We start from the raw sequence: 21,029 nt of genomic DNA, 5'->3' as shown, positions 1-21,029 counted from the left end.
CCTCCTGCCGCCCGCCCCTCGTGGGCGCGCTCACCCCTGGGTAGAAGCCGGCTCCCCGATTCTCGACATCCTCCACGAGGAAATCTCGAAAAATCTCCCGCGGCCGGGGGCGAAAGTCAGAGGGACTCAGAGGGACACGGCCACCTCGGCGTCTCCGGGCTCGTCCAGGGCGAACGTGACCGTCCGGCCGCCCGCGCTGACCTCGTACTCGCCGAGGAAGCCGTCGAAGCGGACACGGCCGTCGTCGTCGGTCATCATCGTCGTGGGCGGCAGCCACCACTCGTCCTTGACGAGCGAGCGCAGCGCGTCGTACGACGGCTTGGGAGTGCCGTCGACGCGGACGAAGCCGCCCGGCGCCCCCAGCCAGCCGCCGTCCGACAGGCCCCAGTAGGTCGTCGCCTCCACGGCCGGGTGGGACAGCAGGGTCTTGTAGTGGCGCACGACCTCGTCGGCCTGGCGGGCCTCGCCCTCGGGCGTGCTCGGCCACTCGGGGATCTGGTAGTCGTTCAGGTCGACGATCTCCTCCGGCATGATGTGGCCGGAGACGATGGTCGTCTCGGTGAAGTGGATGGGCAGGCCGTACCGCGCGAAGCGGTCGATCGTGGCGAGCGTCTTCTCCTCGCCCCAGTAGCCCTGGTGCATGTGGCTCTGCAGGCCGAGTACGTCGATCTTGATGCCCGCCTCCAGCACGCCCTCGATCAGGCACTCGTACGCCGCGGACATGTCGAAGTCGTTGAGCAGCAGAGTGGCGTGCGGGTTCGCCTCACGGGCCGCGTCGAAGACCATCCGGACCATCGGGATCCGGCCGATCTCCCGGCAGATCCGGGTGATCCCGTTGTCGTACTTGTCGAAGATCGGCATGATGACGACCTCGTTGATGACGTCCCACATGTCGATGACGCCGGCGAAGTCGGTCATGTCACGCCGGATCCGGTCCACCTGGGCCTTGGCGATCTCGGCGTTCGACAGGTCCATCAGCCAGTCGGCGGTCACGGTGTGCCAGGCGAGCGGGTGCCCCTTGACCGGGACGCCCCGGTCGGCGAACCACCGCGCCGTGGTGAGCAGCCGCTCGGTGTCCGGACGGCCACGGACCGGCTCGAACTGCCCCCAGTAGAAGGGCAGCGTGGCGAAGTTGAACAGGTCGAACCACAGGTCGGCGACCTGCTGGGACCCGGCCGCGGGGGACTCGCCCAGCGACGGCCGCCCGCCGGTGCCCGCCGAGATCTCGCCGTTGGCCAGCGGGATGAAGTCGAACCCGATGCAGCCGAACAGGAACTTGTGCCGGCGCTGCGCGACGACGACCTCCCGGCCGGCGAGCGGCGCTCCGTCCGCGGTCACGGTGAGCGTGGCGCCGGCGGTGCGGTGCTTCCTGATCAGCGGGTCGGGATCGAAACCGGAGCGGGGCGGCATGTAAGGGCCTCCAGGAGTGCTCAGAGCGGAGGAGACCTCGCCGGGAGCCTCGTCGCTCCGACCGGAGAGGTCCGTGATCCCGAGCACGTTAACGCGCACGACGCCCGAAAGGGCACAGACCTCCCCGGCTCTGCGACCAGCGGCCGAAGCGGCGCGTTCAGCGGACGGAGCGGGTGAAGCGTGCTGCGGGCTCGCCGCGCAGCCGGCCCTCCGGCAGCCGGCGGCCGCACAGCACCAGCACCAGGTCCTGCGCGGCGCCGGACAACGGGGTGCCCGTCCCGAGCGACCAGTCGACGTCGTCGGCGCGCAGTTCGACGCCGTCCAGTTCGACGCCGAAATACCTGAGGCTCCGGGGTGACATCCCGTGGTCGAGCAGGACGCGCAGCCGGTCGGCGGGGATCCGCCGGTCGATCCCCAGCGCCACGGTGATGTCCATGCCGTGGATCACGTCGTGGGACAGCGCGCCCGCGTAGCCGCCGCCCGGAGGCCGCCAGGGATGTTCGGCGTTGTCCCGCAGGCACGCGGTCAGCTCCCGGGGGCCGAACGCAGCCGCGTCCCCGCGCGCGAGCCGGTCGGCCAGCCGGTCGAAGTTCCCCCGGGCCCTGACGAGACCGGCCAGCACGCTCAGCCCGGAGCGCCGGTAGGGCGACGTCATATGCGCGACCACCTCCCGCACCCGCCATCCCGCGCACAGCGACGGCGCGTCCCACGACTGCGGCGGCAACTCGCCCAGCAGGTCCGCCAGTTCGCGGCGTTCCGCCGCTATCTGCCGTCGTACATCCGTATCCATCGGTCGTCGCCTTCCGTCCGTGCCGTACGTGTTCGTCCTTCCGACGAACGGGCACGGCCCGTACGGACACCTATTCGAGGGCGGCGAGGCGGCGGGCGAGATAGCGGCGCTCGGCGTCGGTGGCCGCCAGGCCGGCCGCCTCCCGGTAGGCCTGCGCCGCCTCGGCCGTACGGCCCAGGCGGCGCAGCAGGTCGGCGCGGGCGGCGGGCAGCAGGTGGTAGCCGGCCAGGGCGCCCGACTCCCGCAGTGTCTCCCGCAGGGCGTCGACCAGGGCCAGGCCCGCGGCAGGGCCGTGCGCCATGCCGACCGCCACCGCGCGGTTCAGCTCGACGACGGGCGACGGGACCAGCCGCGCGAGCAGCCCGTACAGGACGGCGATCTGCGCCCAGTCGGTGTCCTCGGGGCGGGCGGCGGTGGAGTGGCAGGCGGCGATGGCGGCCTGCACCTGGTACGGGCCGGGCCGCCCGCGCCCCAGCGCGCCGTCCAGCAGAGCCACGCCCTCGGCGATCTGACCGGCGTCCCACCGGCCGCGGTCCTGGTCCTCCAGCACCACCAGGTCGCCGGCCTCGTCCAGCCGCGCGGCGCGGCGCGCGTGGTGCATCAGCATCAGCGCGAGCAGGCCCGCCGCCTCGGGTTCGTCCGGCATCAGCCGCACCAGCACCCGGGCCAGCCGGATCGCCTCGGACGCGAGGTCGTGCCGTACGAGACCGGCGCCGGCCGTCGCGGAGTAGCCCTCGTTGAACAGCAGATACAGCACCGCGAGCACCGCCGGGAGGCGCTCCGGCAGCAGGTGCGCAGGCGGCACGCGGTACGGGATGGCCGCGTGCCGGATCTTCTGCTTGGCCCGGGCCAGCCGCTTTGCCATCGCCTGCTCGCCGACCAGGAACGCCCGCGCGATCTCGGCCGTGGTGAGCCCGGCGAGGGTGCGCAGGGTCAGCGCCACCCTGGCCTCCAGCGCGAGCGCCGGATGGCAGCAGGTGAAGATCAGCCGGAGCCGGTCGTCCGGCACGCCCGGCTCGTCGGCGGCGTCGCCGTCCTGGGCCGCGAGCATGTCCGCCGCCTCCCGTAGCTTGGCCGCGCCGGTGGCCTCGCGGCGCAGCCGGTCCACGGCCCGGTTGCGCGCGGCGGTGGTCAGCCACGCGCCGGGGCGGCGCGGCACGCCGTCGCGCCGCCAGGTGCGCAGGGCCTGGGCGAAGGCGTCCTGCGCGCACTCCTCGGCCAGGTCCCAGTCGCCGGTCCAGCGGATGAGGGTGGCCACGACCTGCCCCCACTCCTCCCGGAAGGCCCGGTCGACGGCGGCCTCGACCGGCGGCGTCACAGGTCTGTGAGCGGCCGGATCTCGATCGTGCCGTACGCCGCGGCGGGATGGGCGGCGGCGATCTCGATGGCCTCGTCCAGGTCGGCGCACTCGATCAGGCAGAACCCGCCGAGCTGCTCCTTGGTCTCGGCGAACGGCCCGTCCGACAGCAGCACCTCGCCCTCGCGCACGCGCAACGTGGTGGCGTCACCCGGCGGGCGCAGCCCGGCGCCTCCCCGGAGCACGCCGCGCTCCGCCATCGTCTCGGACCATCCGCCGCACCCGTCGTAGGCGTGCTCGGCCGCCGACTCGTCGCCGCAGATGAGCAGCACGTATTTCATCCGTCCTCCTCGGGCCCGTATCCCATCATGTCCGTACGACGAATGGGACGGCCCGGAAAGGACACCGCAGGCACTCGTCCGGCGTGGCGAGCGTTCACCCGATTGTTCGACGCGTGCTCGCCGACTCAGGAGGAGACATCGATGGCGGCCTTCGACGTCGGCCTGCCCGACGTGGTGTCCGTCTGGCTGGACGGACGGTCCACGTCCGGCCTCGTGCTGTGGGGCCACACGATGCTGTGGTGGGGACGCCTGGGCAAGATCGTGCAGTTCGCGGCGGGACTGGTGGCCGTGTTCGACCTCATCGGCCTCGACCGGCTCGTCCGCTGGCTCGGGCGCCAGGAACGGCGATACGAGCGGGTGACGCGCAGGGGCAGGATCGAGGCGAGGGTCCAGCGCTACGCCAAAATGCGGAAGGAGCTGTACGACGGCTTCTTCTACACGGTGACGTCCGGGGGCAGACCGGCGGTCAAACCGGTGAGGGGGATCCACAAGAAGCCTCCCGCGCGTGCTCCGGAGGGCGTCGATCACGCGAAACTGGTCGCCTTCTGGACCGAGGTGATCGCCGAGCTTCCCGGGGCGCACGGATGCCGCCACGACCACGCGGAGCCCTGCCCGGAGCAGTACGATCACGTGCTCGGCCGGATCGACGACTTCCTCGGCCGGCTCCTGCCCAAGCGTGAGCGAACCCTGCTGGGCCGGGCCGGGAGGGCGGCCGAACAGACCGTGGCGATCCAGGTCGTCTCTCTCCTCGCCGGCGCCGCCGCGCTGATCTGGCTGGCGGTGTCGGTCCAGTCGTCCGCCTCGGCCTTCCGGCTGGTCGCGCTCGGCGTCGTGGCCGCGCTGGGACTCCTGCTCGCGGTCACTCCGGGGGACGCGCGGTCGGCCCTGCGCTGGTGGGTCCACCGGAGCCTGCTGCGGCCCGTCGCCTTCGGGATAGACCGGACGCGCCCGTTCCATCTGCTGCGCTGGCTCGCCTTCGCCATGTTCGCCGTCGGTTTCCTCTTCGACCTGCTCGCCTCGTGAGGGGCGGGAACCGGGCGGCGGAACGGGTCGTTGGCAGCGGTGAACGGTCCGCGACCAAGGGAGTGATCGGTGTTCCGTAAGCTGATGGCCGCGTTCGGGGCCGGCGTCGAGGTCGACACGGTGCTGCGCGACCCGCACGTGCGCCCGGGGGAGACCCTGTACGGCGAGGTCCGCTTCAGGGGCGGGTCGTCCGACCACAAGGTGGACGACATCACCGTGGACTTCACCGCCGTCGTGGAGGTCGAGCGCGGGGACCAGGAATACCACGCGACCTACAGCTTCCTGAAGGCGCCGGTGTCGGGACCGTTCGACCTGCGCGCGGGGGAGACCCGTGCGCTGCCGTTCGCGATCCCGGTGCCGTGGGAGACCCCGGTCAGCGCGGTCGGCGGGCGCCCGCTGCCCGGCATGCGGCTCGGCGTGGCCACCGAGCTGGCGCTCGCGGGCGCGCTCGACAAGGGCGACCTCGACCCGCTGTACGTCAACCCGCTGCCGGCCCAGGACCACCTGCTGGGGGCACTGGTCCGCATGGGCTTCCACTTCAAACGGGCCGACCTGGAGCGCGGCACGCTCCGGGGCTCGACCATGCCCTTCTACCAGGAGATCGAGTATCACGCCGGTCCGGAGTGGCGGCGCCACTTCAACGAGCTGGAGCTGACCTTCATCGCGGGGCCGCACTCGATGGACGTGATCCTGGAGGCCGACAAGCGGGGCGGCTTCCTCACCTCCAGCCACGACGTTTACAACCGCTTCCGCGTCGGGTACGGCGACCACCCCGGCGCGGTGGAGCAGGCGCTGCGCGCCGGCCTGGCCGCCATGGCCCGGCACCGCGGCTGGTTCTGACCTCGGCGCCGTCGCCTCCGACGACGACAGGCCGAGCGTCGGCAAGCACGCCGGTGCCGGCGCCCGGTGGGGCGGCCGACGCGTGCCCGTACGGCTTCCACCCGTCCCGGCGGCAGCCGTACGGGGTGATCTAGCCTGGCGGGCATGGACGAGATCTGGCGGTTGATCGAGTGCTGCCACGCACCGGTCTACTTCGCGCCCGAGGCCAAGGACGCGTACGCCGCCGCGGGGCTCAAGGGCTTCTGGATGGGGTATTTCGCCTCCAGGTCGGCCGCGCTCGGCCCGGTCTCCCCGCAGGTCGTCACCGCCGCGTTCTACAACTTCGCCCCGGCGATGGTCGCCCGTGCGATCCCCGACGCCTGGCGGTTCTGCCCGCCGGAGAAGGTGCTCGAGGCGCGGCTGAAGGTGGCCGGCCGGTGCCTGCGCCGCCTCCTCGGCGGCCTCGCCGACCACCCGGACGTGCGGGAGGCGGCGGGCCTGGCCGGGGCCGCGGTGGAGGCCTGTCCCGCCGCCGGGAGGGTGCTGTTCGCGGCGCACGCCGCCCTGCCGCCGCCCGGCGAGCCGCTCGCCGCGCTGTGGCACGCGCTCACCGCGCTGCGCGAGTTCCGCGGCGACGGGCACGTCGCGGCCCTCGTCACCGCTGGACTGGACGGCTGCGAGGCCAACGTCGTCGCGTCGGCGCTCGGGCTCGTGCCGCCGGAGCAGCGGGCCTACCGGGGGTGGACCGAGGAGGAGTGGCGGGCCGCGGCCGACCGGCTGCGCGAGCGCGGCGTGCTCGACCGCGAGGGCGCGATGACCGAGAGGGGCCGCCGGGAGCGCGACGCCGTCGAGGCCCTCACCGAACGCCTCGCGCGGCCGCCGCTGGACGCCCTGGGCGAGGCCGGCGCGGCCCGGCTCGCGCGGCTCCTGCGCCCGCTCGCCGCCCGCATCGTCGACGAGGGAGGACTGCCCTTCCCCAACGCCATGGCGATGCCCCGCCCCTGAACAGAGAAGCCCTCGAACGCCGGTCAGCCGGGACGGTGCCGTACGAGGCCGGCCGAAGGGGGGTCGTGCCGGTGGCCGTCGAGGACGGCGTGGTGGTCCACACCGTCGCGGGCCAGCGGGTCGGCGTGCACGATGGCGGCCGTCAGCCGGTGAATCGCGTGGATCAGGTTGTGCTCGGCCTCGGCGGCGACCCGGTGGGCCTCCACCACCGTGGCCGCGGGGTCGACGACGACCTCGCACTCGGCCCTGAGCCGGTGGCCGATCCAGCGCAGCCGCACCTGGCCCAGGCCGAGCACGCCGGGAGTGCCCCGCAGGGCCGCCTCCGCGCGGTCCACGAGCGCGGGGTCGACGGCGTCCATCAGCCGGCGGTACACCTCCCGCGCCGCCTGCCGCAGCACTGCCAGGATCGCGACCGTGATGAGCAGGCCGACGGCGGGGTCGGCCCAGGTCCAGCCGAGGGCGGCCCCTCCGGCGCCGGCCAGCACGGCCAGTGAGGTGAAGGCATCGGTCCGGGCGTGCAGCCCGTCGGCGACGAGGGCCGCCGAGCCGATCTCCCGCCCGACGCGGATGCGGTGGCGGGCGACCAGCTCGTTCCCGGCGAAGCCCACCAGCGCCGCCGCCGCCACGGCCCCCAGGTGGGAGACCTCCTGCGGCTGCAGGAGCCGTCCGATCGCGGCGTACGCCGCGGCGATCGAGGAGGCGGCGATCGTCACGACGATGACCACACCGGCCAGGTCTTCGGCCCGGCCGTACCCGTAGGTGTAGCGGCGGGTGGGCGGGCGGCGGGCGAGCAGGAACGCGATCCCGAGCGGCACGGCGGTCAGGGCGTCGGCCGCGTTGTGCAGGGTGTCGCCCAGCAGCGCGACCGACCCGGACAGCGCCACCACCACCGCCTGGACCAGCGTGGTCGCGCCGAGACCGGCCAGCGACACCCACAGCGCGCGCATCCCCCGGGCGGACGACTCCATCACCGGGTCGATCTTGTCGGCGGCCTCGTGGGAGTGCGGGCGCAGCAGATGCGCCATCCGCGCCCGGAACGTTCCCGCACCGTGCCCGTGGCCATGCCCGTGCCCGTGCCCGTGGCCATGCCCGTGCCCGTGCCCGTGGCCATGCCCGTGCCCGTATTCGGGGGCGGCCTGTTCCTGGCTCATGACGTCCACAATGGCGCGGAAAACCCGTCGCAGCACCTCGACAACAGCGGGTGCGGCGCAGGTGCGAGCGTCCCGCACCTGCCGAGCCCGAAACCGTGCCGAGAGCCGCCCCCGAAGCCGGGCCCGGAACCGGATGAGAACCGCGTCCAGGACCCCGGAACGGGGTCCAAGGCTGCGCCCAGGCGCCCCGGCGTCACGTGGGCGCGCCGCCGGCTCGCCCGGAGTCCGCCGCGCCCTCGCGGATCTCGCGCAGCAGGGCCTCGCTGCGACTCATGAGATGAGGCAGGCCGAGCCGCCGGTGGGCGTCCCGCGCGGACTCCGCGTGCGCCAGGGCCGCCGGAACGTCGCCGACCCGGTGCAGGAGCCGGGCGACCACGTCGTGAAGCGTGCCCCAGGCGACGCAGCCGGTGCCCATGATCACCAGCTCGTGGGCGATGGGCCGCAGCTCCGCGAGCATGGCGTGGGGGTCGGGACGGCCGAGCCGCGCGGCGACCAGACCCCACTGCCAGACGACGAACTGCCACGTCCAGTCCTGCGGTGCCACGGTTCCCCAGCGGTCGACCAGCCGGTGGGCCAGGTCGCGGTCCCCCGCCTCGATCGCCGCGAGCACGGCCGTGGGCCGCGCGACCAGGTTGGACTCGTCGGCCGCGGTGTCGACGAGCTCGGCGAGGAATTCGCCGCCCCGGCCCTGACCCCAGTCGACGAAGAACGAGTGGATCCGCTTCAGGACGTCCGGCCCCCAGAGGCTGGTGCGGCGGTAGCTCCCGGTACCGAGGTCCGCGAGGCGCTTCGCCTCCGCCCAGTCGCCCGCCAGAACCGCTCGCCCGGCCGCGGCGTACGCGACCTGTGTCTCGATCTCCGGCATCCGCACCTCGGCGGTGAGGCGCAGGCAGCGGGCCAGCTCCGCGTCGTAGTCGGCGAGCAGCCCCGCCTTCAAGAACTTGGGCATGCGGTGCAGGCGGGCGACGATCTCGGTGGCCCTGGGCAGGCCGGGAAGACTCAGCATCTCCTCGGCCGCCCGGTAGCGCTCCTCCTCGTGCTCGGGCGTCCAGGCCGCGATGACGAAGTTGTTCAGCGTGCGGGCCAGCAGCAGGGGGTCGCCGGTCCCCCGGGCCAGCTCCACGGCCTCCAGCGCGTGGCGGCGGCCCTCCTCGCGCCGTTCGCCGTAGTACAGCTCCACGCCGAGCGTGCCGAGCAGCTCCGCGCGGGTGCGCACGGCCTCCGGGCCGAGCCGGGACAGCTGATCCTCCAGCACGGACACCATGCGCCGGTCCACCACGCCGTACGAGCGCCAGTTCCAGAGGGTGACGCCGCCGAAGACGGTGGCCGCCTCGATGACGGCGTCGTCGTCGCCGACGCCGGTCGCGAGCGTCACGGCCTCGTCCAGCGCGCGGCGCGCCCCCTCCACGTCGCCGGTCACCCGCAGGGCCTTGCCGAGGCCGATCAGCAGGGCGCAGCGGGCCGCCGCGGGCCCGGCGGCGAAGGCCTCGAGGGCCTGCTCCCAGTGCAGGACGGCCTCGTCGTAGGCGAGCCGGGCCGTCGCCTGCCCGGCCGCCTCCACGGCGTACGAGACGGCCTTGTCCGCGTAGCCGACCCTGGCGGCCAGCCCGAAATGGTGGGCCAGGGCGGGCAGCCGCGCGCCGGCCTCGCCCCACCGCAGGGTCTCGATGGCCTCGCCCACCCGGCCGTGGAGCTGGGCGCGCTGCCTGCGGCTGAGCCCGGAGTACAACGCCTCCCGCACGAGGGCGTGCGAGAAGCGGTAGTCCCAGCCGCCGTCCACCTCCAGCAGCAGCCCGGTCGCGACGGCCGGTTCGAGCAGCATCATCACCCGGGCGCCGCCGACCCCGGTCGCGGTCTCCAGCACGTCGGCGTCCACGTCCCTGCCGATCACGGCGGCCGCCCGCAGCAGGGTCTGGGAGTCCTCCGGCAGCCGTGACACACGCTGGTTGATCACGTCGCGCACGCCGTCGGGCACCGCCAGGGCGAGCACGTCCGTCACGCCCACCCGGTCGCCGGGATGGGTGCTGGTCAGCAGGCGCAGCAGCTCGCCGAGGAAGAACGGGTTGCCGCCGGTCCTGTCGTGCAGCGCGGCGGCGAGCTCCGGCCCGAGTCCGGCCCGGCCCGCCTCGCGCAGGTAGTCGGCGATCTGCTCGGGAGTGAGCGGAGCGACGGTCATCCGTTCCGTGCCGCGCTGGCGGGTCAGCTCGCCGAGCGTCTCGGTCAGCGCCTGCCTGTCCACCGCCGGCTCGGGCCGTACGGTGGCGAGCACCAGGAGCGGGACGCGGTGCAGGTCGGCGCCGAGGAAGGTGAGCAGCTTCAGCGAGGCGGCGTCGGCCCAGTGCAGGTCCTCCACCACGACCAGGACCGGTGTGGCGGAGGCCCGCCGCGCCAGGGCCCGCGCCACGCTGTCGTGCAGCAGGAAGCGGGCGGTGTCGGGGTCGGCCGTGTCCGTCCGGTCGCCGTCGAGGAGGCGGTGGGCGAGCCGGGCGAGATCGCCGCCCGTCTGCCCGCCATTGACGATCGCCATTGCCTGGCCGGTCTCCGGAGCGTTGCCCGCTCCCCGGATGCCGTCCGCTCCCGGAGCCCGGGCGGTTCCCGGGGCGCCGTGCGCGTCCAGAGCGTTGAGCGCCTGGATCCAGGGCCAGAACGCGGGCGCGCCGCTGCCCTCGACGCACCTGCTCCAGGCCACCGCGGCGCCGCGCTCGGCGGCCATGCTCGCGGCGGCCTCGGCGAGGCGGGTCTTGCCGATGCCGGACTCCCCGCTCACCAGGAAGACCCCGCCGACGCCCCGGCGCAGGTCGTCGAGCCGCTCGGCGATGCGCCTCAGGTGCGGCTCCCGCCCCACCAGCCCTCTTCCGAGCGGCCCCTCTCCGGCCGCGTCCCCGGCGCTGTCGTCATCGGCGTTCCCGTACGCCCGGCCGTCCTCCGGGGGTTCCGCACCTCCCCCCGGGCCCTGCTCCGGCGGCACGGCGACCACGGGGGCCCACACGCCCGCGGGCGACTCGTCCTGGAGGAGGATGGCCTGCTCCAGCCGCCGCAGCTCGGGACTCGGATCGAGGCCCAGCTCGTCGCCGAGGAGGGCGCGGCAGCGCTGGTAGGCGGCCAGCGCCTCGACCTGCCTGCGCTCTCGGTAGAGGGCCCGCATGAGCAGCGCCCACAGGCCCTCGCGGTAGGGGTCCTGTTCGAGCAGGCGCTCGACCTCGACCGTCACCTCGGCCGCCCGTCCCAGCGCGAGCCACGCCTCGGCACGTACGGTCAGCGCGGACAGGCGGATCTCGCTCAGGCGGGCCACGGTGGACCGGGCGAACGGCTCGTCGGCCAGGTCGGCCAGCGGCTCGCCCCGCCACAGCGCCAGCGCCGGGCCCAGGATCCGCTCGGCCTCCTCGGGGCGGCCCGCCGCCAGGGCGGCGTGCGCGGCCTCCGCCGCCCGGCCGAACCGCTCGGCGTCGACCTGGTCCGGCTCGATGTCCAGCAGGTAGCCGGGCTCCCGCGTACGCAGGACCCGGGCGGGGGAGCGCGGGCTGCGCCGGGGTTCGAGCGTCCTGCGCAGGTGCGAGATGTACGCCTGGAGCGTTCCCGTGGCGCTCGAGGGCGGCTCGTCCCGCCACAGCCGGTCGATGAGCTGGTCGAGGGGCACGACGTGGGGCGCGTTCAGCAGCAGGAGCGTCAGCACGGCACGCTGCTTGCGGGGCCCGAGATCGAGGATCGTCCCCGTGCCGTCGGCCACCTCAAGCGTGCCGAGGAGGCGGAAGTCCAGAGCGGGGCCCTGACGACCGTCCTGGCCCTGGCCCTGGCGCGGCGCCCCTGAGCGCGCGCCGTCGATGCCCGTGCGCATCACAACTCCCGAACGAGCCAGGCGGCCCAGGGTCGGATTTCTGGCTCATGATACCCGTATGTCCGCTCGTTCCCGCGAGGGAAACCGGGGCCGGTTCCGTCCGTGAATCCGGCGCTCCTCAGCAGGGCGGACACGTCCTCGTCACCGGGGCGGGGGAGGAACCACACGGCGCGTACGCCGTCCGCGCGCAACTCCATGAGCAGGTCGTCGAGCAGGCGGCGGTCCAGTCCCCGGCCGCGGTGAGGGGCGGCCACGGCGAGCGCGCGCAGCAGGGCCCACCGCGGGACGTGCCCGGGGACCCCGGTCTCCGCCGGCGCCCCGGTGTCGAGAAGCGCGGTCTCGAAAAGCGCGGTTTCGAGCAGCGCGGCGGCGAGCGGGGCGGCGGCGGCCGGGAGGGCGAGGTCGGTCAGCACGTAGAGGCGGCACCGCGCGGCGGGCAGCACGCGCAGAGCCTCTTCGAGCGCCGGGCCGATGACACGGGCCCCCGGCGCGCCCGCGTGCGCCGGCACCTCGCGCAGCAGCAGCGTGCCGGCCGGTGCGATGGCACGCGCGGAACCGGCCCGCGGGTCGTCGGCGGAGCGGGGGCGCGCGTCGGGCCGGACGTCCGGCATGACGCGCGCCGGATCGCGCCGGGGATCGGGCGGGCCCGGATCCCCGGCGTACGGCGGCTGGTGATTGTCGGACGGCGGCGGCATCGCCCCAGCGTGCGGGGGACGTCTTGGAAGCCACTAGGACATCTCTAGGCGGCCTTCCGGCGCCCGGCGGAACGCCGGCCCGATCGGCGCAAGCGAACACCAAGACCCCGATGCGACAACTGTTCCCGTCACAGACGACGACATCCGAAGGACGGACATGCACAGCACCATCGAAGACGCGCTGCGGGGACGGATCGCCGGCCGGGTCCTGGCTCCGGGGCAGGCCGGGTTCGAGGAGGAGGCCGCCGGGTTCAACCTCGCCGTGCGCCACCGGCCCGCCGTGGTCGTCGCGGCGCGGGACGCCGGCGACGTGGCCGCCGCCGTACGGCTCGCCGCCGAGCACGGGCTGCCCGTGGCCGTGCAGTCGACCGGCCACGGCGCCGTGCAGGCGGCCGACGGCGCGGTCCTGATCAGCACCCGCGCCATGGGGGAGGTCGTGGTGGACCCCTCGGCACGCACCGCCACGATCGCGGCGGGCTGCACGTGGGGCGAGGTCGTCGCCGCCGCGGCGCCGTACGGCCTGGCTCCGCTGTGCGGATCGGCGACCAGCGTCGGCGTGGTCGGCTTCACGCTCGGCGGCGGCCTCGGACCGATCGCGCGGACCTTCGGGTTCGCGGCCGACCACGTGCGGGAGCTCACCGTCGTCACCGGGGACGGCGTGATCCGCACCGCCGACGCGGACCGCGAGCCCGACCTGTTCTGGGCGCTGCGCGGCGGCAAGGCCGGGTTCGGCGTGGTCACCTCGATCACGGTCGACCTGCTTCCGCTCACCGGCCTGTACGGCGGCGGCCTGTTCTACGCCGCCGAGGACGCCGGGCGGGTCCTGCACGCCTACCGCACCTGGACCGGCACGCTGCCGGAGACCACCACCACCTCGGTCGCGCTGCTGCGCCTGCCCCCGCTGCCCGAGCTGCCGCCGCAGCTCAGCGGCAAGTTCGTGGTCCACCTGAGGGTCGCCCACGTGGGGGAGGGGCAGGAGGCCGAGGCGCTGCTGGCCCCCATGCGGGCCGTTGCCGAGCCGGTGCTCGACGCCGTCGGGCCCCTGCCGTACGCGGCGATCGACTCCATCCACCGGGACCCGACCCAGCCCATGCCGGTCGCGGAGCGGGGCGCGCTGCTGCGCGAGCTGACCGCCGAGACCGTGGAGGCGCTGCTCGCGGTCGCCGGGCCGGCCGCGCAGGTCCCGCTGGCCGTGGTCGAGCTGCGCCAGCTCGGCGGCGCGCTCGCCCGTCAGCCCAAGGAGCCGAACGCCGTGGGCGGGCGCGACGCCGCCTTCACGCTGCTGGCCATCGGCGCGCCGGTGCCCGAGCTGATGGACACGGCCGTGCCCGCCGCCGTACGGGCCGTGGTGGAGGCCGCCGCGCCCTGGTCCACCGGCGGCGCGCAGATCAACTTCCAGGGCAGCGCCCTGGCTCCCGAGCAGATCTCCCGGGCCTGGCCCGAGGAGACGCTGCGGCGGCTGGTGAAGCTGCGCGAGGTCTACGACCCGGCGAACCTGTTCCGCTTCGGTCACGTCGTCCCCCGCCAGGGCTGAGCATGGTCACATGAACGGTGCTCGTGTGCTCGGCGTCGACGCGTGCAGGGCGGGCTGGATCGGGGTGGTCCCGTCCGCCGGCCCCCGGGACGGAAGTACGGCGCGTGCCTACTTCGCGACCCGGGTCGCCGATCTGGTCGCCTTGGCGGACGCGGACGGCGAGGTCGCCGTCGTGGCCGTGGACATGCCGATCGGGCTGCCCGATGCCCACCCCGGCGGCCCGCCGGGCCGGGGCCGGCGCCGGGCCGACGTGCTGGCGCGCGCGGAGCTCGGCCCCCGGTGGCGGTCGGTGTTCATGACCCCGGTGCGCGCCGCGCTGGAGGCGGACGACCACGCCTCGGCCGTGGCGGTCAACCGCCGCCTGACCGGGGAAGGAGTCTCCCGCCAGGCGTTCGGGCTCAAGGAGAAGCTGTTCGAGGTCGAGCGCTGGGTGCGGGAGGCGGGCAGGCGGGTCGTCGAGATCCACCCCGAGCTGAGCTTCGCCCGGCTCGCGGGGGAGCCCCTGCCGCACCCCAAGACGACGTGGGCGGGCGCCGAGCGCCGGCGCGAACTGCTGGCGGCGGCGGGCGTCGTGCTCGCGGGCGACCTCGGCCCGGCAGGGGCGGCGGCGGGGGTGGACGACGTGCTCGACGCGGGCGCCGCCGCCTGGACCGCCCTGCTGGTGGCCGCGGGGCGGGCCCGGCCCCTGCCCGATCCTCCCGAGGTCTTCTCCGACGGCATCCCCTGTGCCATCTGGGCCTGACGACGGCCCTTGCAGGCTGTTCCGCCGGTCGGCCGTGGTTCGGCCTCGTCGTCGGACAGGCGCGGTCAGGAGTCCGGCGCGTTCAGGGGAAGAGCCGGGTGAGCCAGGACTGCCAGGCGCTCTCGGCGCGCTCCTGGCCGGTGTCCTCGGCGAAGATGTGGTGCCCGAGGACCACCACGTTCCCGCGCGTCGGCCCCGAGTGGATGAACCCGTAGAGACCGTCGGCGGTGCGCACGCCCAGGAAGTCCGGCAGGGCCGCGTAGTCGACGACGCCGTCCTCCGGGGGCAGGCCGTCCACCGCGAGCCGCACCGGGTCGCCCTCGCGGAACGTGCCGGTGAGGCCCAGCTTGTCCTTGATCGCCGCCCACGCCTTCTCCCTCTCCGGCGCGTGGGGGCGGGCGGCGGACACGACCGTGACGGGCCGCCCGCGGAAGTACGTGAGGTACTGGGCGAGCTTGTGCAGGTACAGGTCCCAGCCCGTGACCATCGCCTCGTACTCGGTCTCCCAGTCGTCGCCGAGGAAGCCGTGCTGGACCAGGCGCAGAACCGTGCTGCCGCCGTCGCGGCCCTCGACGAGGTACTCCATCGCCATGAAGAGGCCGTCGGGGTTCTCGTCGCTGCGGAACGCGAACCGCTTGCCGGGCTCCCAGGCGGTCACGGTGGAGGTCTCGGTGCCGCCGAACATGGTGAACCGGCCGCGTCCGCCCTCACCCGGCTCGATCTCTGTGCGCCCCATGAACCAGGAGTCCACGCCCGGTCCGGTCGCGATGGCCTCCCAGACCTGCTCGGGCGTCGCGTCCAGCTCGATTTCCTTGCTGAGCTCGAATTCGTGGGCCATCAGGCCTCCTCGTCACTTTGGGGGGAAACCGTCCGGGGGACGGCGGGATGGACGGCGAGGATCAGGCGGTGCTCGCGCCCGCCCTCGGCCGATTCGTCGTGATATTTGCTGACGAGCGCAGCCACGGCGGCCGACAGCTCCTCGGCGAACGCGGCCCGGTCGGCGGCCGAGGCGAAGCGCACCTGCGCGTCGACGGCGAACGTCGCGAGCTTCTTGCGCGCCTGGGACGCACCGGTGATGAGCGTGCCGACGTCGCGCACGAGCTGGGCGGCCAGGGCCAGCAGCCAGCGCGCCGACAGCCGGTCGGGTGCGCGCGACGGATCGGGCGCGACCGACGCCAGCGCGGCGGGAGAGATCACGAACGACGCCGCCGTCGCCCGCATGACCCGCTCGTTGACGTTGCCCTTGCGCCGCTCCTCGACCAGCTCCACGAGGCCGTGCCGCTCCAGGGTCTTGAGGTGGTAGTTCACCTTCTGCCTCGGCAGCCCGACCTTGGCCGCCAGCATCGTCGCCGAGTTGGGCTCCGCCAGCTCGGCCAGCAACCGAACCCGGATCGGATCCAGGGAGGCCTCCGCCGCCGCCGGGTCCTCGATCACCGCCACATCCTTCATGTCCCAAGCATGGCTTCCGACGAATATTTTTGTCAAGGCAAAGAGACGTGTCGGCGATCGAGTCTCAAATCCGCCTTAGCCACTCATTACGCCTATAACGTTGTGCTACCGATCTGTCACGCGATGTAATCACATCGGCGATGGGCCGGACCTACTGGCTCCGAAGGAGTGACAATGACGTTCACAACTATGAACCCCGCGTCCATGGCGACCACGCTGGGGTACGGCGCTCAGCAGCAGATCTCGCCTCTCCAGCTCGGTCAGCAGATCCCGGCGGCGCAGCAGCAGCTGTCGCCGCTGGCGATGATCCAGCAGCAGGAGGAGCAGATCCTCCCGCAGGAGCACCTGGTGAGCCCGGTGACCTTCTGGACCAAGGTCGCGCGGTGCAGCGTGCGGTACGGCGCTCCCGCGGCCCGCCAGATGCTGGAGGGCGTGCTCTACCAGCACCAGGTCCGTGAGCAGATCCAGCAGCAGGTTCAGCAGCAGGTGCTTCCGCCGCAGGTTCTGCAGGCCCTGCAGGCCATCCAGGCCCAGGCCCAGCAGATCCCGCAGGTCTACGGCCAGCCGTACGCCACCCAGGCGTACGCGCAGCACCCCGGCCAGCAGGCCCTGCACCTCGGCATCCAGCCCGTGATGCCCCAGCCCGTGATGCCCCAGCACGTGCAGGCGGCGTACGGGCAGCAGGTCCCGATGACCACGCAGCCGCTGTCGCAGGTCTACGGCCAGGCCTATGGCCAGGCCTACGGCCAGCCGCACCAGCAGGTCCCGGTGCCGGCCGGTGCCGCTCTCTGATCGGAGGAACACCGTGGAGTCGATGGGTCCCGGGATGGGTCCGGTGACGCCCCCGGCCGTGGGAGTCGTGACGGGGCATCCGGCGCCGGTCGCGCCGCTACAGGCGCACTGCGCCGTGACGCTCCAGCGGCTGTACGGCTGGCTGCAGGCGTCACTCCCGCAGGCGCCCCAGGTCGCGGGGATCATCCCGCTGCTGGTGCAGGCGGTACAGCTGTACCGGGCCGGGCGGTACGACGCGTGCCTGGCGCAGATCCAGTTCGCGCTCGGCGTCGTCACCCCCGGACGGCCCACGGTTCCACTGCTGTGACGTGATCACTTCGGTGGCCCGGACCGGTCGGCGGCCGGTCCGGGCCCCCGCCGTCCCGAGAGCGGCGAATGGGATGACAGAGCCTGAACCGCCCGCCGCGCCGTACGGGGCGCGGTCGGCCACACCAGCCTGAGCTGGGGAGAGTCGAGACGTGGTGACCAGTAACGACAAGCCCAAGGACGGAAGCGAGGAGCCGCGCCCGGCGTCCCCGCGGGGGCGGCAGGCATCCCGCCAGGCGCCGCAGCCGGTGGAGCCCCGGCCGCGGCGCTACATGGTGGCCGCGCTGCCCCAGTCGCATCCGGCGGCGCCGGGAGCGGCCGCGCCGGCTCTCGACGGTGACACGGTGCGCAGGCTGCTGGAGGACGACCCCGAGGTGCGCGTGCTGCGCCGCCTGCGGGGGACGGCGGGGAACCCGGGGGCTCAGGCGCCCGGGTTCCCCGCTGTGGTCGTGGCGGAGATGACCGCCGAGCACGTCGAGGCGCTGCGGCGGCAGTATCCGCAGCTCTACTTCGAGCGCGACCGGTTGCTCACCTACAGCGACGTGCCCCGGCCGCCGCGCAGGCGGCGGCCCGCCCCGGCGGTGGTGCCGCCGGGCGTGGAGAGCACGTTCGCCTTCCTGGTCAGGGACGCCGACGGCACGCCGCTGCCCGGCGCGAGCGTCCTGGTGACCGGGCACGGCTGGCCCGCCCAGACGTCCACCGGGGCCGACGGCCGCGCCGTGGTCACGATGGTGGGGGAGACCCCGGAGTCGATCAGCGGGGTGACCGTCCGGCCGCGCTCCGGCTACTGGAGCGTGCACATCGACCGCCCGGCCCTGTCCACGACCCGCGACAACCTGATCGAGCCGATGCGCCTGTCGGAGACCTTCGACGGCTTCCCCGGCAAGCAGGTCTTCGGCTGGGGCCAGCAGGCGATGAACCTCGACCGCCTGCCGCCCACGCTGCGCGGCGCGGGGATCAGGATCGCCGTCGTCGACTCCGGGGCCGACCTCCGGCATCCCGACCTGCGTGACCGCGTCCGTGCCGGGGTCGACCTCGTGGGCGGCGAGCCGGACGGCTGGTCCGTCGACGCCGCCTACCACGGCTCCCACTGCGCGGCCATAGTCTCCGGCGCGGACGACGGCCGCGGCGTCGTCGGCTTCGCCGTCGAGGCCGAGGTGCACGCGTGCAAGATCTTTCCGGGCGGGCGGTTCAGCGACCTCATCGAGGCGCTCGACTACTGCGTCGAGCAGCGGATCGACGTGGTCAACCTGAGCCTGGCGAGCAGGCACCACTCACCGCTCGTCGCCGCGAAGATCGAGCAGGCGCGCGAGGCGGGCGTGGCGTGCGTGGTGGCCGCCGGCAACGACGGGGGACCGGTCGGCTTCCCCGGCACCCTGCCCGGCGTGCTGACCGTCGCGGCCGTCGGCAAGGCCGACGCGTTCCCGCCCGGCACCGCCCACGAGGCCGAGATCCGCGGGCCGGTGACCGGCGACGGCTACTTCTCGCCGCGCTTCACCTGCCACGGCCCCGAGATAGACGTGTGCGCCCCGGGCGTGGCCGTCCTGTCGGCCGTGCCCCCGGACGGGTACGCCGCGCTGGACGGCACCTCGATGGCCGCGCCGCACGTCGCCGGCCTGGCGGCGCTGGTGCTCGCGCACCACGGCGACTTCCGGGGTCCCTTCAGCGGGCGGGACGCGCGGCGGGTCGACCACCTCTTCCACATCATCAGGTCGAGTTGCGTCCCGCTGAACCTCGGCGATCTCCACCGCACCGGCGCGGGCATGCCGAACGCGCTGCGCGCGCTCGCGCCGGCCCTCGCGCAGATCACCCCCGAGCCGGTCGAGGCGGACGCGCTGCTCGGGCAGCTCACGGCCGAGATGACCGGCGCGGGACTGCTCGTGCCGGAAGCCTGCGGCCCGGGCGGCGACTCCGGGCGGGCGGGCCAGGGCGGCCAGGCGGGCCCGGGGGTGTCTTCCGGCATGGCGCCCCAGGCGGCGTACGGCGGAGGCGCGACGCCCAACGGGCCGGTGCCCGCAGGTCGTCTCGTGCCCGGCGGCCCGCGCCGACGGGCCGCGGCGGCCGGTGGCGTCCCGGCGGCCGACCAGGGCGGAGCGTCCGGCGGCCCCGGGACAGGGGCCAAGCGAAGGGGAACGGCCGCGGGGCGGCCGTACGCGCCCGGCCCCGGCGGGGGCCGTGCGCCTGACGGCGCGGCCGGCGACGTCCCCGCCGGTCCGCGCACGGCGAACGGCACTCCGGTCGCGGGAGCGGGCCCGGCCGCGTACGAGCAGGCGGCGATGGCCTGGTTGCGGGAGGAGATGCGGGCCGCGGGGCTCCTCGGCGAGGACCCGGCCGGCCCGGCGGAATGAGGACGTGCGGCCGGACTCCGGGGGCTCGCCGCGGAGCCCCCGGGATCCGGCTTCGCCGGCGGGCCCGTCCTCCGGCGCTCCGGCCCCGGCAGGCGTCGGCCGCCGCCGGACGCGGGCCGGGACCTCAGTACGACTCGTAGGCGGGGCCTGCGAGCTGGGCCACGTCCTCCGCACCGTCCCCGATGAGTTTCGCCCCCAGGTCGGCGAGGGCCCGTCCGGCCGCGAGCTCGTCGCCGATCTCCGGCACGGGCCGGTCGACCGGGTTGCGGCGGGCTCGGCCGACGCTCTCGTGGCGTCGTCCCGCGGGCGTGTACAGCACGGCGGTCGCGGTGGTGACGTCGTCGTTGTCGTCCTCGTTCACGAAGATCTCGACGGTCCAGCGCTTCGATTCCATGTCGGACCACCTCCAGGACTCCAGCATCCCTCCCGGCCGGACGGCCCCGGCATCGGGCCCGGTAATGAGGACCTGCGGCCCTGGAGCGCCGCCGCCGGTGGTGGTGACATGGAGAGGCCAGGTGAGGAAGGCACAGGCCAGGAAGGAGCGTCCATGTCCGGCTCGATCATCGTCGGCACCGACGGCTCGCCCGCCGCGACGGCCGCCGTGCGGTGGGCCGCCGACGACGCGGCCCGACGCGGCTGCCCGCTGCGCTTCGTCTCCGTCGTGGACCACTGGGCGTACGGCATCCCCAAGTTCCCCGTCTCCGGCGGCGATCCGCTCACCTCCCACGCCGAGCGGGCCCTGTCCGCCGCGGAGGCGGTGGCCCGCGAGCGGCAGCCGGACGTGAAGATCAGCACGGAGATCGTCGAGGGCATCCCCGCCCGCGTCCTGCGCGACAAGGCCAGGGAGGCCGTCGAGATCGTGCTCGGCAGCAGGGGACTCGGCGGCTTCGCCGGCATCGTCGTCGGGTCGGTCAGCACCCACGTCGCCGGTCACGCCCCCTGCCCGGTCGTCGTCGTACGGCCCGGGTGGAGCGGAGGCAGGGGAGAGATCGTGGTGGGCGTGGACGACTCGCCCGAATGCGAGCCCGCCCTGGCGTACGCCCTCGAACAGGCCAAAGCGCACGGCGGCGCGCTGCGGGCCGTGCACGCATGGCAGTTGCCCGCCCATCCGCTCGCGCCCGAGATCACCTACGACGTGGAGGAGGTGCGCGAGGCCCACCGGCACGTGACCCGGGAGAAGCTGGCGGACCCGCGCGGGCGGTGTCCCGAGGTGCCGGTGCGGGAGGAGATCGTCTACGGGCACCCGGTCGACGCGCTCGTCCAGGCCTCGCGCGGGGCCGGCCTGCTCGTGGTCGGCTCCCACGGACGGGGCGCGCTGGGCTCGGCGATGCTCGGCTCGGTCAGCCGGGGAGTGCTGCACCACGCCGAGTGCCCGGTCGCCGTCGTGCGGTCCCCGTCGTCGTCCTGAGCAGGGCCGACGACCTGAGCAGGTGAGCGGGGCCGACCCGAGCAGGGCCGGGTGGCACCGAGCCGGTCAGGACGCGCTCCGGGA

The 21,029-nt window shown here is 74.4% G+C and carries 19 protein-coding genes; 9 read left to right on the top strand and 10 right to left on the bottom strand.

What is annotated here, in order from left to right:
• Window positions 1-126: 126 nt before the first annotated feature.
• From HHX41_RS17300 to HHX41_RS17285, 4 genes are all read right to left on the bottom strand, one after another.
• The gene (locus tag HHX41_RS17300) at window positions 127-1,410 is read right to left on the bottom strand and encodes an endo-1,4-beta-xylanase (protein WP_182906756.1); all 1,284 of its coding nucleotides are present in this window, start codon (window positions 1,408-1,410) and stop codon (window positions 127-129) included.
• Between the two features lie 157 nt (window positions 1,411-1,567).
• A complete protein-coding gene (locus HHX41_RS17295; RefSeq protein ID WP_182906755.1) occupies window positions 1,568-2,200 on the bottom strand; it encodes a maleylpyruvate isomerase family mycothiol-dependent enzyme in 633 nt (210 codons plus the stop codon).
• A 70-nt stretch (window positions 2,201-2,270) separates the two neighbouring features.
• Window positions 2,271-3,518 (bottom strand): RNA polymerase sigma factor, encoded by a 1,248-nt coding sequence (locus tag HHX41_RS41815; RefSeq protein ID WP_182906754.1) that lies wholly within the window; start codon window positions 3,516-3,518, stop codon window positions 2,271-2,273.
• On the bottom strand, window positions 3,515-3,838 hold the full coding sequence (locus HHX41_RS17285; protein WP_169979947.1) for a YciI family protein: 324 nt from the start codon (window positions 3,836-3,838) through the stop codon (window positions 3,515-3,517). Before HHX41_RS17285 ends, HHX41_RS41815 begins: the two co-directional genes overlap by 4 nt.
• A gap of 141 nt (window positions 3,839-3,979) precedes the next feature.
• Between HHX41_RS17285 and HHX41_RS17280 the strand changes: the two genes are divergently transcribed.
• From HHX41_RS17280 to HHX41_RS17270, 3 genes are all read left to right on the top strand, one after another.
• Complete coding sequence (locus HHX41_RS17280) at window positions 3,980-4,861, top strand: hypothetical protein (protein WP_182906753.1); 882 nt, start codon at window positions 3,980-3,982, stop codon at window positions 4,859-4,861.
• A gap of 69 nt (window positions 4,862-4,930) precedes the next feature.
• A complete protein-coding gene (locus HHX41_RS17275; protein ID WP_310742031.1) occupies window positions 4,931-5,701 on the top strand; it encodes a sporulation protein in 771 nt (256 codons plus the stop codon).
• 144 nt (window positions 5,702-5,845) lie between these two features.
• A complete protein-coding gene (locus HHX41_RS17270; protein ID WP_182906752.1) occupies window positions 5,846-6,685 on the top strand; it encodes an SCO6745 family protein in 840 nt (279 codons plus the stop codon).
• Window positions 6,686-6,708: 23 nt separating this feature from the next.
• Here HHX41_RS17270 and HHX41_RS17265 read toward each other — a convergent pair whose 3' ends face one another.
• The 3 genes from HHX41_RS17265 to HHX41_RS17255 all read right to left on the bottom strand — a co-directional run bounded on the left by HHX41_RS17265 (window position 6,709) and on the right by HHX41_RS17255 (window position 12,366).
• Window positions 6,709-7,836, bottom strand: a complete 1,128-nt coding sequence (locus tag HHX41_RS17265) for a cation diffusion facilitator family transporter (protein WP_182906751.1) — start codon at window positions 7,834-7,836, stop codon at window positions 6,709-6,711.
• 193 nt (window positions 7,837-8,029) lie between these two features.
• Complete coding sequence (locus HHX41_RS17260) at window positions 8,030-11,671, bottom strand: BTAD domain-containing putative transcriptional regulator (protein ID WP_182906750.1); 3,642 nt, start codon at window positions 11,669-11,671, stop codon at window positions 8,030-8,032.
• Entirely contained in the window at window positions 11,671-12,366 is a 696-nt protein-coding gene (locus HHX41_RS17255) for a hypothetical protein (RefSeq protein ID WP_182906749.1), read from the bottom strand. The genes HHX41_RS17260 and HHX41_RS17255 overlap by 1 nt, the downstream gene beginning before the upstream one ends.
• A 157-nt stretch (window positions 12,367-12,523) precedes the next feature.
• Here HHX41_RS17255 and HHX41_RS17250 point away from each other — a divergent pair, with 157 nt between their 5' ends.
• Complete coding sequence (locus HHX41_RS17250; protein ID WP_182906748.1) at window positions 12,524-13,900, top strand: FAD-binding oxidoreductase; 1,377 nt, start codon at window positions 12,524-12,526, stop codon at window positions 13,898-13,900.
• 10 nt (window positions 13,901-13,910) lie between these two features.
• Window positions 13,911-14,642, top strand: a complete 732-nt coding sequence (locus HHX41_RS17245; protein WP_182906747.1) for a DUF429 domain-containing protein — start codon at window positions 13,911-13,913, stop codon at window positions 14,640-14,642.
• A gap of 82 nt (window positions 14,643-14,724) precedes the next feature.
• On the opposite strand, the gene HHX41_RS17240 is transcribed toward HHX41_RS17245, so the two are convergent.
• The gene (locus HHX41_RS17240; protein WP_182906746.1) at window positions 14,725-15,480 is read right to left on the bottom strand and encodes an SRPBCC domain-containing protein; all 756 of its coding nucleotides are present in this window, start codon (window positions 15,478-15,480) and stop codon (window positions 14,725-14,727) included.
• A complete protein-coding gene (locus tag HHX41_RS17235) occupies window positions 15,480-16,091 on the bottom strand; it encodes a helix-turn-helix domain-containing protein (RefSeq protein WP_182906745.1) in 612 nt (203 codons plus the stop codon). The genes HHX41_RS17240 and HHX41_RS17235 overlap by 1 nt, the downstream gene beginning before the upstream one ends.
• A 174-nt stretch (window positions 16,092-16,265) precedes the next feature.
• Here HHX41_RS17235 and HHX41_RS17230 point away from each other — a divergent pair, with 174 nt between their 5' ends.
• From HHX41_RS17230 to HHX41_RS17220, 3 genes are all read left to right on the top strand, one after another.
• The gene (locus HHX41_RS17230; protein ID WP_182906744.1) at window positions 16,266-16,883 is read left to right on the top strand and encodes a hypothetical protein; all 618 of its coding nucleotides are present in this window, start codon (window positions 16,266-16,268) and stop codon (window positions 16,881-16,883) included.
• Window positions 16,884-16,905: 22 nt separating this feature from the next.
• A complete protein-coding gene (locus HHX41_RS17225) occupies window positions 16,906-17,190 on the top strand; it encodes a hypothetical protein (protein WP_182906743.1) in 285 nt (94 codons plus the stop codon).
• 151 nt (window positions 17,191-17,341) lie between these two features.
• On the top strand, window positions 17,342-19,537 hold the full coding sequence (locus tag HHX41_RS17220; RefSeq protein ID WP_182906742.1) for a S8 family serine peptidase: 2,196 nt from the start codon (window positions 17,342-17,344) through the stop codon (window positions 19,535-19,537).
• 124 nt (window positions 19,538-19,661) lie between these two features.
• On the opposite strand, the gene HHX41_RS17215 is transcribed toward HHX41_RS17220, so the two are convergent.
• Window positions 19,662-19,931, bottom strand: coding sequence for a DUF1876 domain-containing protein (locus tag HHX41_RS17215; protein ID WP_169979990.1), 270 nt, complete (start codon window positions 19,929-19,931; stop codon window positions 19,662-19,664).
• Window positions 19,932-20,084: 153 nt separating this feature from the next.
• On the opposite strand from HHX41_RS17215, the gene HHX41_RS17210 reads away from it, so the two are divergent.
• Window positions 20,085-20,945: a universal stress protein gene (locus HHX41_RS17210; RefSeq protein ID WP_182906741.1), complete on the top strand. Its 861-nt coding sequence runs from the start codon at window positions 20,085-20,087 to the stop codon at window positions 20,943-20,945.
• Window positions 20,946-21,029: the final 84 nt, after the last annotated feature.

It is taken from the genome of Microbispora sp. H13382 (genome assembly GCF_014161445.1).
Taxonomy (GTDB): Bacteria; Actinomycetota; Actinomycetes; order Streptosporangiales; family Streptosporangiaceae; genus Microbispora.
This window is presented reverse-complemented; position numbering and strand designations above follow the sequence as displayed.

Coding starts and splice junctions, on each gene's coding strand:
- HHX41_RS17300 (WP_182906756.1), bottom strand. CDS start 1,410: ATGCCGCCCCGCTCCGGTTTCGATCCCGACCCGCTGATCAGGAAGCAC.
- HHX41_RS17295 (WP_182906755.1), bottom strand. CDS start 2,200: ATGGATACGGATGTACGACGGCAGATAGCGGCGGAACGCCGCGAACTG.
- HHX41_RS17285 (WP_169979947.1), bottom strand. CDS start 3,838: ATGAAATACGTGCTGCTCATCTGCGGCGACGAGTCGGCGGCCGAGCAC.
- HHX41_RS17280 (WP_182906753.1), top strand. CDS start 3,980: ATGGCGGCCTTCGACGTCGGCCTGCCCGACGTGGTGTCCGTCTGGCTG.
- HHX41_RS17270 (WP_182906752.1), top strand. CDS start 5,846: ATGGACGAGATCTGGCGGTTGATCGAGTGCTGCCACGCACCGGTCTAC.
- HHX41_RS17265 (WP_182906751.1), bottom strand. CDS start 7,836: ATGAGCCAGGAACAGGCCGCCCCCGAATACGGGCACGGGCATGGCCAC.
- HHX41_RS17260 (WP_182906750.1), bottom strand. CDS start 11,671: ATGCGCACGGGCATCGACGGCGCGCGCTCAGGGGCGCCGCGCCAGGGC.
- HHX41_RS17255 (WP_182906749.1), bottom strand. CDS start 12,366: ATGCCGCCGCCGTCCGACAATCACCAGCCGCCGTACGCCGGGGATCCG.
- HHX41_RS17250 (WP_182906748.1), top strand. CDS start 12,524: ATGCACAGCACCATCGAAGACGCGCTGCGGGGACGGATCGCCGGCCGG.
- HHX41_RS17245 (WP_182906747.1), top strand. CDS start 13,911: ATGAACGGTGCTCGTGTGCTCGGCGTCGACGCGTGCAGGGCGGGCTGG.
- HHX41_RS17240 (WP_182906746.1), bottom strand. CDS start 15,480: ATGGCCCACGAATTCGAGCTCAGCAAGGAAATCGAGCTGGACGCGACG.
- HHX41_RS17235 (WP_182906745.1), bottom strand. CDS start 16,091: ATGAAGGATGTGGCGGTGATCGAGGACCCGGCGGCGGCGGAGGCCTCC.
- HHX41_RS17230 (WP_182906744.1), top strand. CDS start 16,266: ATGACGTTCACAACTATGAACCCCGCGTCCATGGCGACCACGCTGGGG.
- HHX41_RS17225 (WP_182906743.1), top strand. CDS start 16,906: ATGGGTCCCGGGATGGGTCCGGTGACGCCCCCGGCCGTGGGAGTCGTG.
- HHX41_RS17215 (WP_169979990.1), bottom strand. CDS start 19,931: ATGGAATCGAAGCGCTGGACCGTCGAGATCTTCGTGAACGAGGACGAC.
- HHX41_RS17210 (WP_182906741.1), top strand. CDS start 20,085: ATGTCCGGCTCGATCATCGTCGGCACCGACGGCTCGCCCGCCGCGACG.